Below are 12,929 nucleotides of genomic sequence, written 5' to 3'. Positions count from 1 at the left end.
TCCCCTCCCACCGTGGGAGGGGATTTCACATTCAACGCAGCAGCGAAGCGCCGCCGTCCACGAAGATCTCCACGCCCGACACGTGCCTGCCAAGGTCGGACGCGAGGAAGAGGCACACGTCCGCGACGTCGATCGGATCGCCTTCGCCTTCGTTCAAGGCGGGACTGCCCTTGGGCAACTCGACTTCGATGCCCAGTTGCTCGGTGTCGCGCTGCTCGGTGCGCTCCTGGATGTTCGTGTGGATGAGGCCGGGGCAGATGGCGTTGACGCGAATATGGCTACGGCCGAGTTCGAGCGCGATCATCTTCATGAACGCCACTTGTCCCGCCTTGGAAGTGGAGTAAGCGCTCGCGCCCGGGGACGAGAAGGTGCGCGTCCCGTTGACGGAGCTCGTGATGAGAATGGAGCCGCCACCGGCCGCCTTGAGATGCGGAACGGTGTAGTGCACCGTGAGGTACGTCCCGGTGAGGTTGATGGAGATGGTCTTGCTCCACTCTTCGGGCGTGAGCTCGTCGACGGGCGTCCAAACGCCGTTGATGCCCGCGTTGGCGAACACGATGTCGAGTCGTCCGAAGCGCTCCACGGCACGCTCGACCGCCGTTCGCACGGATTCGTCGGAGCTCACGTCGCAGTGGACGTAGAAGGCTTCGCCGCCGAGCGCCTCGACTTCCCGCGCGGCCTTCTCGCCGTCCTCGTCTTGCAAGTCGGCGAGCACGATTCGCGCGCCTTCCGTCGCGAATCGCTTCGCCGTGCCGAGGCCGATGCCACTCGCCGCGCCCGTGATGAACGCCACCTTGCCTTCCAACATGCCCATGAAGCACCCCCTGACGGCAACGTTACGCGACGAAGGCACGCTGGCGCCTTCAGGCGGGCTTGACCGTCGAATTCGTTCGCGCTCCGCTTTTCCCGAGGAAAGGCTGGCCGTCGCGTGAACTCGGCTCGATGCGTTCGGCGGCTCCTCGCGGGAATACGCTCATGACTCTACGCGAGGCAGTTCGTCGAGCCTTGCATTTCGCGCCCCGTCGAGCGATTCCCTGTCATGTCGAACCGAACACTTCACGAATCGAGAGCTGTTTTCGGGCGTCACGGCGGGCGGATGGGCGAAGCGCTCGAAACACTCGGAGAGGCCGTGTCATGCTCTTGGAAGATGAGTTACGACTACATGCTGTTCAAGCCGTTGAGCGACGCGCCCATGGAGACGTGGCCGGCGCAAGACCCGGAACCCATCGGAACGTTGGAGGATGTTCGAACCCTCTTGGAAGGACCCTGCCCGGAACGGGAATGGGCCTCTTTTCGAAGCTCGTGGTTCGGGAGTTGCCCCGAGGACCGTCACGCGAGCGTTCAAGTCACGCCGAGCGACGATGGACTCGTTCGTTGGATCAAAGTGAGCCGTGTCATGCCCGACGAGCTTCGAGCACTGTGCGGTCTGCTGCAGGTCGTGGCGCTCGACGGACAAAAAGGAATCCTGATTCGCCCGGAAACGCCGTCTTGACGGCTTTCCACATCGGGGGGTGACGTCGAAACGTCGGGATCGAAATCGGCCTTGGGCGGATTCAGCGAGGGCGTGAGGTCGCGGCGACTTCTCGCTGCTTCACGACTCGGGAAGGCGAACGTGCGGACTCGCCCAAAATGACAACGTACCTTTGAGGCGCGGCGTGAGTTCGCGCGGATCGACGCTCTTGATCACGCATCCATTCGCGTGCATCGCGAACGCTCGATCGCGCACTTGTGACGCATCATGGGGTGCCAGAACGATCACGGGAATCGCCGCCGTGTGCGTGTTGACCTTGAGCGCTCGCAGAACGTCCCAATCTTCGGGGGTGGGACGTTGGAAGTCGAGGAAGATCAAGTTGGGTCGCCGATTTTCGATGGCCGTCAGGGTCGCTTCGCCCGTGCGCTCGACTTGCAGGGTGACGGGTCGGGAGAAGTCGGGAAGGCACCCGAGGAGCGCTTCTTGGAAAAGGACGGCATCTTGTTCGTCGGCTTCCAAGTACAGCAGGTGAAGCGAACGGTCATCCATCCCCCAAGACTAAAGACTTTATTAACGCCGAAGTGAAGTCTAACGGTCAGCGCGCGGAGGCAGAGTCGCCGAATCGAGAAACGCTCAGTCGCGGCCACTCGCGACTTCGACGTTCACACGAATTTCGACAACGTCGCGAGAGTCGGGCATCACAGCAGTAGATGCAGTAAGGGAGGTGGTGAAGGCCTCAACGCCTCTCGCGTCGTCCTTGCCAAAGGAGCAGGTCGGGGGTTAAGAGCGGCGTGGAATGTACCCGCGCCTTTCTGTCCACCGAGCGACGCGGGGCACCGAGACCGTAGAACTCGTCGACACGCCAGGACGGGAAGGAACGGTCTTGCACCACGATCTAGAGCGGGAAAATCACGCTATCCTCGACGCGTGACGACCGCGAACGGGCTCTTCAATTTCATCGGCGGTCTGAAAGGCGCAGGAAAAGGCCCCCTCCCTTCGATGCTGCAGCAGTACGTCGAGCTTCGCGACGAAGTCGAAGAGCGCCTGCCCGGCGCCATCCTGCTCTTTCAGTGCGGCGACTTCTTCGAAACCTTCGGCGAGGATGCCGAGCGGTTGTCGCGCTTGCTGGGCATCACGTTGACGCACAAGACGAGCAAGGACTTCTCCACGCCGATGGCGGGCGTGCCGATTCGCGCAAAGGATCAGCACGTGGAGCGTCTGCTCGCGGCGGGCGTGAAGGTCGCGATCGCCGAGCAGATGGAGTTGCCGGGCTCGGGCCTCGTGGACCGCAAGGTGACGGACCTCTTCACGCCGGGCACGCTCACCGAGGAGCGCCTGCTGGGCGCCGACGAGAACTATCTCGCGTCCGTGGCGACCGGCGACGGGTACGCGCTGGCATTGCTGGACGTATCGACGGGCGAGTTCAAGTGCGCGGTGTTCGGCACGCGCGGCGCCTTGTACGACGAGCTCGCGCGGCACCGAGCGCGCGAGGTGCTGCTCGCGCCGGAGTTCGAGGAGAACGCGGCGCTGCTGTCGGACTTCCGTGCGAAGTTCCCGGTGATGATTTCGAAGGGCAGCTTCGACGAGGCGGCGTGCGAGGCGGAGTTGCGCTCGACGTTCGGCGCAATTCCGGAAAGCTTGGCGACGTCGGCGCTCGTTCGAGCGTGCGGATCGATTCTCGCGTACACGCGCTCGACGCAGCACGGGCGGCTCGATATGGTGACGCGCGTCGTGCGGTACGAGCCGGGCGCGTCCTTGCACTTGTCGGACGCGGCCCTGCGCGCCTTGGAAGTGTTCCAGGCCAATTCGGCGGGTGGGTCGACGTTGCTGTCCGCGCTCGCGCACACGCGCACGGCGGGCGGGAAGCGGCGGTTGCGAGCGTGGCTGCGCTCCCCGTTGCTGGACGAAGCGTCGATTCAGGGGCGCCTCGACGCGGTGGAAGCGCTCGTACGCGCTCCGGATCTGCGCGATGGAATTCGGGCGTTGCTGTACCGAGCGCACGATTTGGAGCGTCTCGCGGCGCGCGTGGCGTCTCAGCGGGTGCTGCCGAAGGAGGTGGCGGCGCTCGCCAGGACGTTGGAGTTGCTGCCAGAACTCGACGCCCTCTTGGAAGGGCAAGGCGGGCTGCTCGGGCAAGTGCGGGCGCGTTTGACGGCCTTGCCGGATGTCGTGGCGATCATTCGGGCGGCGCTCGTAGACAACCCGCCGATTCGCCTTGGCGAAGGCGGGCTCATCCGCGAGGGGTTCAGCGCCGAACTCGACGCGTTGCGCGACGAGGCGCTGACGGGCCGAGCGTGGATGGCGGACCTCGAGGCGCGCGAGCGAGAGCGAACGGGCTTGCCGATCAAGGTCGCGTACAACTCGGTGTTCGGCTACTACTTGGAAGTATCGCAGGCGCACGCGCACAAAGTTCCGTCGGATTACCGTCAAGTGGCGACCTTGAAGGACCGCGCCCGCTTCACGCGGCCGGACGTGCGCGAGCGCGAGCGTGACATCGCGCGTTGCGAGTCGGCGGCGGAGCGCTTGGAGTTCGAGGTGTTCGGCGAGCTTCGCGCGGCCCTCGCGAACCACGTGGAGTTGCTTTCGGCGGCGGCGGGAGCGTTGAGCGAACTCGACGTGTTGTCCACCCTCGCCGAGGTGGCGTTTTCGCGCGGCTGGAACCGACCGGCGACGTCGAGCGGTGAAGTGCGGCTCGTGCAGGCGCGGCATCCCGTGGTGGAGCTCGCGCTGCGAGAGGCGTTCGTGCCGAACGACGCCGTCATGAACGCGTCGCGTCGCATGCTGGTGTTGACGGGGCCGAACATGGCGGGCAAGTCGACGTATCTGCGCACGGTGGTGTTGTGCGCGCTGCTGCATCAGATCGGGTCCTTCGTGCCCGTGGACGAAGCGGAGTTGCCGTTGTTCGACGCGATTCACACGCGGATCGGCGCGAACGACGACCTCGCCGGGGGTCGCTCGACGTTCATGGTGGAGATGAGCGAGCTCGCGGCCATCTTGCACTCGGCCACGTCCAAAAGTCTCGTGATTCTCGACGAGGTGGGTCGGGGCACGAGCACCCTCGACGGCCTCGCGATCGCGCAGGCGGCTTTGGAGCACTTGCACGGCGTCGGGGCGTTCACGCTGTTTGCCACGCACTACTTCGAGCTCACCCGGCTCGAAGGAGAGTTGCCGGGCCTCGTGAACCTTCACGTCGCCGCGCAGGAGGAGGCGCGCGGGCTGACGTTCTACCATCAGGTGCTCGAGGGAGCGGCGAAAAGCAGTTACGGGGTGGAGGTCGCGAAGATCGCGGGCTTGCCGGGAAGCGTCACGACGCGGGCGGCGGCTTTGCTGGCGAGCTTGACGGCGAAGAGCGAGGGTGGAGACGGCGAGCTCGCGCGGGAACTCGCGTCGCTGGACTTGGCACGCCTCACGCCCATGGAGGCGCTGGGGTTGCTGCACGCGTGGCAAAAGAAGTTGTCGTCCTGACGTCCGCGATTCTGCCATACACGTAACACTTGGTGTGTCGTCCTGGCGCTAGAATTTCCGCATGTCCCGCCCGATTCGCGTTCTACCGCCGGAAGTGACGCGTCTCATCGCGGCGGGCGAAGTCATTTCGCGTCCGCTCGACGTCGTGCGCGAACTCGTCGACAACGCCCTGGACGCCAAGGCAACGCGAATCGAGGTGGAGCTCGAAGGCGGCGGCTTGAGCGTCGTGCGCGTCCGCGACAACGGCGTCGGCATTCCCGAAGCGGACGTTCCCCTCGCGCCGCGGCGGCACGCGACGAGCAAGCTCGCGGACGTGAACGCGATCGACACCCTCGGCTTTCGAGGAGAAGCGCTGTGGAGCATGGCGTGGGCGGGCGAACTCACGCTCGTGACGCGGCCCGCCGCCCAGCTCGGCGCGATCGAGCTCAAGGCGCGCGGAGACGACGTCGAGGTGACGCGCGTGAAGGCGGCGGCGGGCACGGCCGTCACGGTGCGCGACTTGTTCGCCGCGTTGCCCGCGCGGCTTCGCACGCAAGTGCCGCCCGCGACGGAAGTGCGCGAGGTGACCACCTTGCTCGGCCGGTACGCCTTGCATCATCCGGAGTTGCACTGGAAACTCGTCGCGGACGGCGAGGTGAAGCTTCAACACGCACCGTCGGACGCTCGAGGCGCCGTGGCGAGCGTGTTCGGAGCGCTCACGGCGAACCGAGTGCTGAGCGTCGACGCGGAGCTCGTGCGCGGCGTGCTGTCGCGGCCCGAGCTCACGCGGCCTCGCCGCGACCGGATGCTGCTCGCCGTGAACGGGCGGCCCGTGGCGTTTCCGCAAGTGCTGGAAAAGGCCGTGATCGCCGGGTACGGCGAGTTGCTGCCGAGCGGGCAGGCGCCGCTGTGCGTCCTCGACCTTCGCTTGCGGCCGAGCGACGTGAATCCCAACGTGCATCCGGCGAAGGCGGAGGTCGCGCTCGCGAACGTGCCCGATCTCGCCGCGCAATTGACCGAAGCGGTCCGAGCGGCGCTGATGGCGTCGCCGCTCGTGCGTTCCGCTCCGGCGTTGCACCTCGCCGAGCCTCCGAGGCCGTCGCAAGCGCACTTTCCGGCGTTGCACCTTCTCGGCGTGTTTCGCGAGACGTACCTGCTCGCCGAAGGCGAGGGAGACTTGTGGTTGGTGGACGCGCACGCGGCGGCCGAGCGGGTGTGGTACGAGCGGTTGGAGCGCGGTGTCCACGCGGCGGCGCCCGTGGAGCTCGCGCATCCGGAGCTCGTGCAGCTCACGCCCGAGCAGGCGGCGCGCCTCGCCGAGCGCGAGGAGACGCTTCGCGCGTTCGGCGTGACGATCGAGGCGTTCGGGGCGGGGCTCGCCCGCGTCCGCACCTTGCCGAGCGACATCCTGGGACTTCCCGTGGAGCGCCTCGTGGAGACGGTCCTCGCCGAGGCGCTCGGGGTGGACGAGCCGCGCCGAGCGGTCCTCGCGAAGTTGGCGTGCGCGCCCGCCTTGAAGGCGGGCATGGCGACGGTGGAGCGCGGGCGCGAACTGCTGCTCGACCTCGCTGGGTGCGTTCAGCCGTACGCTTGCCCGCACGGTCGCCCGACCGTGGTGCGCCTCTCGGAGCGTGACCTCGCGCACGCCTTCGGGCGTCGTTCTCCGCGCGACTTGCCGAAGGGGCGCGACGTGTACGAAGCGAAGGTGGAGACCGAGTAGCGAGGTCGGGCGAGGCGTGTGGCTCGCGCCCCGTTCCTTGCTCGCCGCGTTACCCTGCCGTCATGGCTCCCTTGCTGCTCGGCCACCGCGGTACGCCGCGCCTTCACCGTGAAAACACGCTCGTCGGCTTTCGAGAGGCGCTCAGCCGCGGCTTGGACGGCGTCGAACTGGACGTTCGGCGCTGCCTCGACGGAACGCTGGTCGTGCATCACGACGCGACGCTGCTCGACGGACGCCGCATCGCCAACCTGCGTTTTCGCGCGCTGAAACCTCAGCCCGTCCCGACCCTCGCCGAGGTGCTGGCGTGGGCGGCCGAATCGGGCGCGTTCGTGAACGTGGAGTTGAAGTACGAGAGCGTGCGGCCCGACGACCGTGTTCTCCGGACGGCGGAGTTGCTGCGCCGCTACGGGCTGCTGGAGCGCTCGATCGTGTCGAGCTTCAATCCGCTGTTCCTGTCGGCGTTGCGCGAAGCCGACGCGAACGTTCGGCGCGGCTTCCTGTACGATCGAGCGCCCCTCGTGATGCCGCTTGTGGCCGAACGGATCGGCGTGCACGCGCTTCATCCGCATCACTCGCTCGTGACGTCTGCGTTGATGTGCCAAGCTCGAGCGCGCGGCTGGGACGTGAACGTGTGGACGGTGAACGACGCGGTTCTCGTGCGCCGCTTGACAGACCTCGGCGTGAACGCGTTGATGGGTGACGATCCGGACGTGTTGGCGGTCGCGCGAAGTTGAGCCGAAGTTCAGGAGGACTTTATGAAGTTCTCGTCATGTGATTCCCACGGTCGGGGTTAGCATGACGGGCATGTCGACCACCCGCGTCCTCGGTGCCTTCGCCTTGCTACTGCTCGGCTCGGCGAGCGCCCAATCGCTCGAGTCGCAGTTGCTCGCACGACTCAACGACTTGCGCGTGGCGGGCGTGCGCTGCCCCACGGGCACGAAAGCGCCCGCGCCTCGCCTGAACTACTCGGTGACGCTCGCGAGCGCGGCGCAGCAGCAAGCGCTTTACATGGCCGCCACGGGCCGCATCACGCACTACGGCGAGAACGGCAGCACGCCGAAGGTCCGCGCGGCGTCGTTCGGCGAGCACGCGACGAGCGTCACGGAGATCATCTTCATGGGCTCGCCCGGGCCTTTCGAACGGGCCGTGACGTGGTGGCTGAACTCGGCGGTGCATTGCAACGTTTTCACCGACGCTCGGTACGCCTCGGCGGGCGTGAGCGTCTTGACGGGCGCGCGCGGAACTGCCTTCGTGGTCGTGTTCAGCTCGAATCGCTGAAGGCACGTCCGCGCGTTTCGTGCTATCATTTTTCGGTTGGCGCTACGCACAGGACGTGGCGACGGAGGAACTATGAAGAAAGACGTCCACCCCAAGGCGGTGCCCTGCAAGATCATCTACCAGGGTCAAGTCGTGATGGAAACCATGAGCACGAAGCCCGAAATCCACGTGGAAGTGTGGAGCGGCGTCCACCCCTTCTGGACGGGTGAAACGCGCTTCCTCGACACGGAAGGCCGCGTCGACAAGTTCAACAAGCGTTTCGGCGACTCGTACCGCCGCAAGAAGTAAAATTCGCGTTCTCGGTCCCGGCTGCCAAGCCGGGACTTTTTCGTGACGAAGTTTACCTTCGGCGCTAGAATCCGAAGGTCATGCTGCGCTCTCCCTACCACGGCGGTCACCTCGAGGTCATTGTCGGACCGATGTTCAGCGGCAAGAGCGAGGAACTCATTCGCCGAGTGACCCGCGCCGTGATCGCGCGGCAACGCGTCGTCGTGTTCAAACCCGCCATCGACGACCGCTATCACGCCACGCACGTCGCGAGCCACTCGGGACGCATCGTCGAGGCCCTCGCCGTGCGGTCCACCGAGGACGTGCGTGCGTATCTGCGCGGCGAGCGTCCCTTGCTGAGCGAGGCGGCCGCTTCTCCTGACGTCGTGGGATTCGACGAAGCGCAATTTTTCGACGCGGACCTCGTGCCGCTCGCGCTCGAACTCGCGTCGTCCGGCGCGCGCGTGGTGCTCGCAGGACTCGACCTCGACTTTCGCGGCGAGCCGTTCGGCCTCATGCCCGACCTGTTGGCGCGCGCCGAAAGCGTCGAGAAGCTCACGGCGGTGTGTGTCGTGTGCGGCGCGCCCGCCACGCGCACGCAGCGCCTCATCGGCGGGCAACCCGCGCGCTACGACGATCCCGTCGTCCTCGTCGGCGCCCACGAAAGTTACGAGGCGCGCTGCCGAGTTCACCACGAGGTTCGGCGAGACCAAGCCCTTCACCTTCATCCTTTGTGAAGCTTCGTCGATTACCGTGAAGAGCAGAGAACGACCTGCAAGGTGATTCGCGGCGTCTCGGAAAGGAAGCGCATGGAGATGCCGACGTTGCTGCAAGTCGAGAAAGACGGAACCACGGTCGTGCTGCACGTACGCGCCCGCGACGGCGCGCGCCTCCTCGTGCGCTGCGGTCCCAAGGAGAACTTCCAGCCGTCGAGGTGGCAGTGGACGCGCGAAGGCGAACGCGGCGTCGTGAGCTTCACCGAGCGCGACGGCCGCGAGTACCGCTTCGCCGTGAAAAGCGAGCGCCTGCTCGCCGAGTGCCAATCGCTCGTACGACGCCCCGTCGCTTGACGAGCGCGCACTTGGTATAACTCCGAGGTGCCGAACCTCGCCCTCGTTCACACCGGCGGCACCATCGCCAGCAAACCCGACGTCGACGCCGGAGGTCTCACGCCGCAAGTCGCGCCGACGCTGCCGGAAATGGCGGGCGCGCACGTCACGAGCTTCCAACCGTTTCAGCTGCCCAGCCCGCACATCCGCCTGTCGCACATGCTGGAACTCCGCACGCTGATCGCCCGCCTCGCCGGACGCTTCGACGCCGTCGTCCTCACGCACGGCACGGACACGTTGGAGGAAACGGCGTTCTTCTTGCACCTCACCTTGCCGCCAAGCATCCCCGTCGTCCTGACAGGCTCCATGCGCCACGCGCAAGCCCCTTCGTTCGACGGCCCGGGCAACTTGCGCGACGCGGCAGTTCTCGCCTTGCACCCCGACACGCGCGGACGCGGCCCCCTGGCCGTCTTCGGCGGAGACGTGTTCGACGCGCGCACCGTCACGAAGACGCACACGACCGCCCTCGACGCCTTCGGCGGCTACCCCGGCCCGATCGGGCGCGTGGACGACCTCGACGTTCGCTTCTTCGCGCGCCCCGAGGAACGCCCCGTGTTCGAACCGCCGCACGTCGACGCACGCGTCGAGATTCTCTACGCGTACGCGGGTTGGCGCGGCGAAGGCTTCGAGGAAGCCGCCACCCGCGCCGACGGCCTCGTAATCGCCGCGCTCGGCACCGGAAACTTGCCGCCGGAACTCCTGCCGCTCGTGGCGGCGACCGCAAAGCCCGTCGTGATCGCCACGCGAACCCACGCGGGTCCCGTCCTGCCCGTGTACGGCTACCCGGGCGGCGGCGCCACCCTCGTACGCGCCGGCGCCATTCCCGCGTCCTTCCTCAACGCCCACAAGGCGCGCATCCTGCTCATCGTGCTGCTGAGCTTAGGGCTTCGCCAAGACGAGATTCGCGAAGTCTTCGAGCGAGGCCGCTTCTGACTCACGCCACCTCCTCGAAAAATAAGGCATGCTGAGAACGTGAATCACGCGTTCGCGGACGGCAGCCAAGCGGACGGCGTGGGCGGGTGGGGCGTCGTCCTGCTCGTCCCGGGACGGCCCGACGCGCGCCACAGCGGTCAAGACGAAGTCAACGACAATGGCGCGTGCGAACTGCTCGCCGTGCTGCACGCGATCGAACTCGCGCCCGAAGGGCAGCCGCTCACCGTGCACACCGACGCGACGACCGTGGTGCAAGCCATTCGTCGCGGCACCATGCACCCCGAGCAAGAAGAGCTCGGCGCCCGCGTGCGCGCCCGCGCCGCCGAACGCGGCATTCGCCTGCGCGTCTCGCTCGGACCGCGAGACGCGCGCCGCATGCGCGAAGCGCACGACCTCGCCGCCGCCGCGCGACGCGGAGAAGCGCTGCCCAACCGAGAGAAACCCGAAGTGCGCGTGCGCGTGCGCAAAGTCGCCTGGGGCGCCGAGGCGAGCTTTACGATTCGCCGCGGCGGCGAGACGAGCCGCGTCCTGCGCGTCCTACCTCCCAAAGAAGGCGTGCCGCCCGCCGTGCTGGCCCTCTCGGCGCTCGTGCGCGAGGCGCGCGGCGGCGAACACCTCCTCGTGCGCATGGACTCGGCCCTCGCCCCCGCCTTGTGGGCCAACGCCACGAGCGCCGCCACGCGAGAAGCGCGCGAAATCGTCGAGGCCGCCAAAAGCGACGCTGCCGCGCGAGGCGTCACCCTCGAATTCGTCGCGTGACGCGCGTGGTATGACACCTACATGCAGCTTCGCTCTCTCGGCCGCCGCGACCTCCAAGTTTCCCGCCTCGGGCTGGGCTTGTCCGCCCTCGGTCGCCCCGGGTACTTCACGCTCGGCCACCGCGAAGACTTGCGCGGCGAGTACGACGTGGACGTCATGCGTCGGCGCGCCTTCGACGTGATGGACGCGGCGTACGAAGCCGGCGTGCGCTACTTCGACGCGGCGCGCTCGTACGGCCGCGCCGAGGACTTCCTCGGAGATTGGCTGCGCACACGAACCCCCGAAGACGTCACGACCGGCTCGAAGTGGGGCTACGTGTACGTCGCCGATTGGCGCACGGACGTATGGCCGCAAGAAGTCAAAGATCACTCCGCCGACAACTTCGAACGGCAATGGACCCAAACCCGCGAGCGACTCGGCGACCGACTCGGCGTCTACATGATCCACTCCGTGACGCCCGACAGCAACGTCCTGAACGACGCCACGCTGCTCGCACGCCTCGAGAACCTCGCCGCCCGAGGCGTCCTCGTCGGCCTGTCCGTCAGCGGCCCCAAACAAGGCGACCTGATTCGCCGCGCCCTCGAACTCGACGTGTTCCGCGTCGTGCAAGCCACGTGGAACCTCCTAGAGCCCAGCGCCGACGAAGCCTTGCGAGAAGCGCACGCCGCCGGACTCGGCGTCATCGTGAAAGAAGGCGTCGCCAACGGACGCCTCACCGAGCGCGGCGAGGAAGCCAAGCACCCCGCGATGCGCGCGGCATGCCAAGCGTACGGCGTGACACCGGACGTGATCGCCCTCGCCGCCGTCCTCGCGCAACCTTTCACGGACGTCGTGCTGAGCGGCGCGGCGACCGTCCCCCACCTGCGCAGCAACTTGCGCGCCGCCGACCTCACCCTCGACGAAGCGACCCTCGACGCTTTGAAAGCGCTGACGATCGAACCGACCGCCTTCTGGAAGGCGCGCTCGGCCATGCCGTGGACGTGAGGCGTACCGCCCGGTACCGTCTCAAGCTCCGCTCAACACGCCCTGCTCCGACGGCCCCGTAGGCTACGAACATGGACTCGCCGATTCTCGATCTCGCCGGAATCACGCTCGAGGTCAACCACCTGCCGCGCGGCGTGCGCTTCTACACCCACTTGTTCGGCCTCGACCTCACTCGGCACGACGACGACAAAGGCGTCGCGGAATTTCGCGTGAACGACTCTCAAAGCCTCACGCTGTGGAAGCCGATCACGCGCCGCAAAAACGACGAGCGGCTCGGCAAGCTGCGCGCGCGCGGCGCCTCACACCTGCACTTCGCGTGGCAAGTGCAAGAAGCCGACCTCGAACGCTGCAAGACCATCCTCGACGCGTACGACGTGCACTGGACGGAACTCGACCTCGGCACGCCCGAACGGCCCGACCGCACCTTGTACTTCTACGACCCGTTCGGGCACGGCTTGGAGTTGCGCGGCGTGAACCTCAGCGACGAACGACAACCCACCTTCCCGCCCAAACCCACCGAACGCTCCGCGCACGCCCTGCCCGTCATCGGCCTGCGCGAAGCCGCCATCGGCTTCTCCGACTACGACGCCATGAAAGAGCGCCTGCCGCGCGCCTACGGCTTTTGCTTCGTCAAAGAGCAAGACGACCGCGACTTCGCACAGTTCGTCCTCAGTCCACGACCCGAACTCGACGGCGACGGCACCCCGCAACGCTGGCTGTACTGCTGGGACCCACAAATCGGCCTCGCCGACATGCACGGCGGCGACCACGCCACCTTGAAGTTCTACGCGGACGTCGACGCGGTCGCCCGCCGCGTCGCCCAAGCCGGCTTGGAGCACGGCCACGACGACCTCGGCCTCGTCGTGCGCGACCCGGAAGGACACGTGTTCGAATTCGTGCACCCCTGAGCGTTTGTCTGCCCAAGCACCTTCCTTCGGCTCCGCTTCTTGACGTAGCATGACCG

The 12,929-nt window shown here is 66.9% G+C and carries 14 protein-coding genes; 12 read left to right on the top strand and 2 right to left on the bottom strand.

Annotated features, from left to right (window positions below; translation table 11 throughout):
• Positions 1–31: 31 nt before the first annotated feature.
• Complete coding sequence (locus DES52_RS09140; protein ID WP_110886508.1) at positions 32–814, bottom strand: SDR family oxidoreductase; 783 nt, start codon at positions 812–814, stop codon at positions 32–34.
• A gap of 333 nt (positions 815–1,147) precedes the next feature.
• Between DES52_RS09140 and DES52_RS09135 the strand changes: the two genes are divergently transcribed.
• Entirely contained in the window at positions 1,148–1,492 is a 345-nt protein-coding gene (locus DES52_RS09135; RefSeq protein WP_146237237.1) for a hypothetical protein, read from the top strand.
• A gap of 99 nt (positions 1,493–1,591) precedes the next feature.
• Here DES52_RS09135 and DES52_RS09130 read toward each other — a convergent pair whose 3' ends face one another.
• Positions 1,592–2,020, bottom strand: coding sequence for a response regulator (locus DES52_RS09130; protein ID WP_110886506.1), 429 nt, complete (start codon positions 2,018–2,020; stop codon positions 1,592–1,594).
• 450 nt (positions 2,021–2,470) lie between these two features.
• Between DES52_RS09130 and mutS the strand changes: the two genes are divergently transcribed.
• The 11 genes from mutS (at position 2,471) to DES52_RS09075 (ending at position 12,873) form a co-directional block, all read left to right on the top strand.
• Positions 2,471–4,936, top strand: a complete 2,466-nt coding sequence (gene mutS, locus DES52_RS09125; protein ID WP_110886637.1) for a DNA mismatch repair protein MutS — start codon at positions 2,471–2,473, stop codon at positions 4,934–4,936.
• Positions 4,937–4,997: 61 nt separating this feature from the next.
• The gene (gene mutL, locus DES52_RS09120; protein ID WP_110886505.1) at positions 4,998–6,635 is read left to right on the top strand and encodes a DNA mismatch repair endonuclease MutL; all 1,638 of its coding nucleotides are present in this window, start codon (positions 4,998–5,000) and stop codon (positions 6,633–6,635) included.
• Between the two features lie 62 nt (positions 6,636–6,697).
• Positions 6,698–7,369 carry a glycerophosphodiester phosphodiesterase gene (locus tag DES52_RS09115; RefSeq protein ID WP_110886504.1) on the top strand — a complete coding sequence of 224 codons (672 nt, stop codon included), beginning with the start codon at positions 6,698–6,700 and terminating at the stop codon, positions 7,367–7,369.
• 70 nt (positions 7,370–7,439) lie between these two features.
• Positions 7,440–7,913 carry a CAP domain-containing protein gene (locus DES52_RS09110; RefSeq protein WP_110886636.1) on the top strand — a complete coding sequence of 158 codons (474 nt, stop codon included), beginning with the start codon at positions 7,440–7,442 and terminating at the stop codon, positions 7,911–7,913.
• 72 nt (positions 7,914–7,985) lie between these two features.
• Positions 7,986–8,201: a 50S ribosomal protein L31 gene (gene rpmE / locus DES52_RS09105; RefSeq protein ID WP_110886503.1), complete on the top strand. Its 216-nt coding sequence runs from the start codon at positions 7,986–7,988 to the stop codon at positions 8,199–8,201.
• Between the two features lie 80 nt (positions 8,202–8,281).
• A complete protein-coding gene (locus tag DES52_RS09100) occupies positions 8,282–8,917 on the top strand; it encodes a thymidine kinase (RefSeq protein ID WP_110886502.1) in 636 nt (211 codons plus the stop codon).
• Between the two features lie 72 nt (positions 8,918–8,989).
• Positions 8,990–9,250, top strand: coding sequence for a hypothetical protein (locus DES52_RS09095; protein WP_110886501.1), 261 nt, complete (start codon positions 8,990–8,992; stop codon positions 9,248–9,250).
• A 27-nt stretch (positions 9,251–9,277) separates the two neighbouring features.
• Entirely contained in the window at positions 9,278–10,222 is a 945-nt protein-coding gene (locus DES52_RS09090) for an asparaginase (RefSeq protein ID WP_110886500.1), read from the top strand.
• Between the two features lie 39 nt (positions 10,223–10,261).
• The gene (locus tag DES52_RS09085) at positions 10,262–10,981 is read left to right on the top strand and encodes an RNase H family protein (RefSeq protein ID WP_170130975.1); all 720 of its coding nucleotides are present in this window, start codon (positions 10,262–10,264) and stop codon (positions 10,979–10,981) included.
• Between the two features lie 21 nt (positions 10,982–11,002).
• On the top strand, positions 11,003–11,965 hold the full coding sequence (locus DES52_RS09080) for an aldo/keto reductase (RefSeq protein WP_110886498.1): 963 nt from the start codon (positions 11,003–11,005) through the stop codon (positions 11,963–11,965).
• Between the two features lie 71 nt (positions 11,966–12,036).
• The gene (locus DES52_RS09075; RefSeq protein ID WP_110886497.1) at positions 12,037–12,873 is read left to right on the top strand and encodes a VOC family protein; all 837 of its coding nucleotides are present in this window, start codon (positions 12,037–12,039) and stop codon (positions 12,871–12,873) included.
• The last annotated feature ends 56 nt before the right edge of the window (positions 12,874–12,929 follow it).

Origin of the sequence: Deinococcus yavapaiensis KR-236 (assembly GCF_003217515.1) — a bacterium.
Taxonomy (GTDB): Bacteria; Deinococcota; Deinococci; order Deinococcales; family Deinococcaceae; genus Deinococcus_A; species Deinococcus_A yavapaiensis.
Note: the sequence above shows the minus strand (reverse complement) of the source record. Positions and strands in the feature narration are given on the sequence as shown.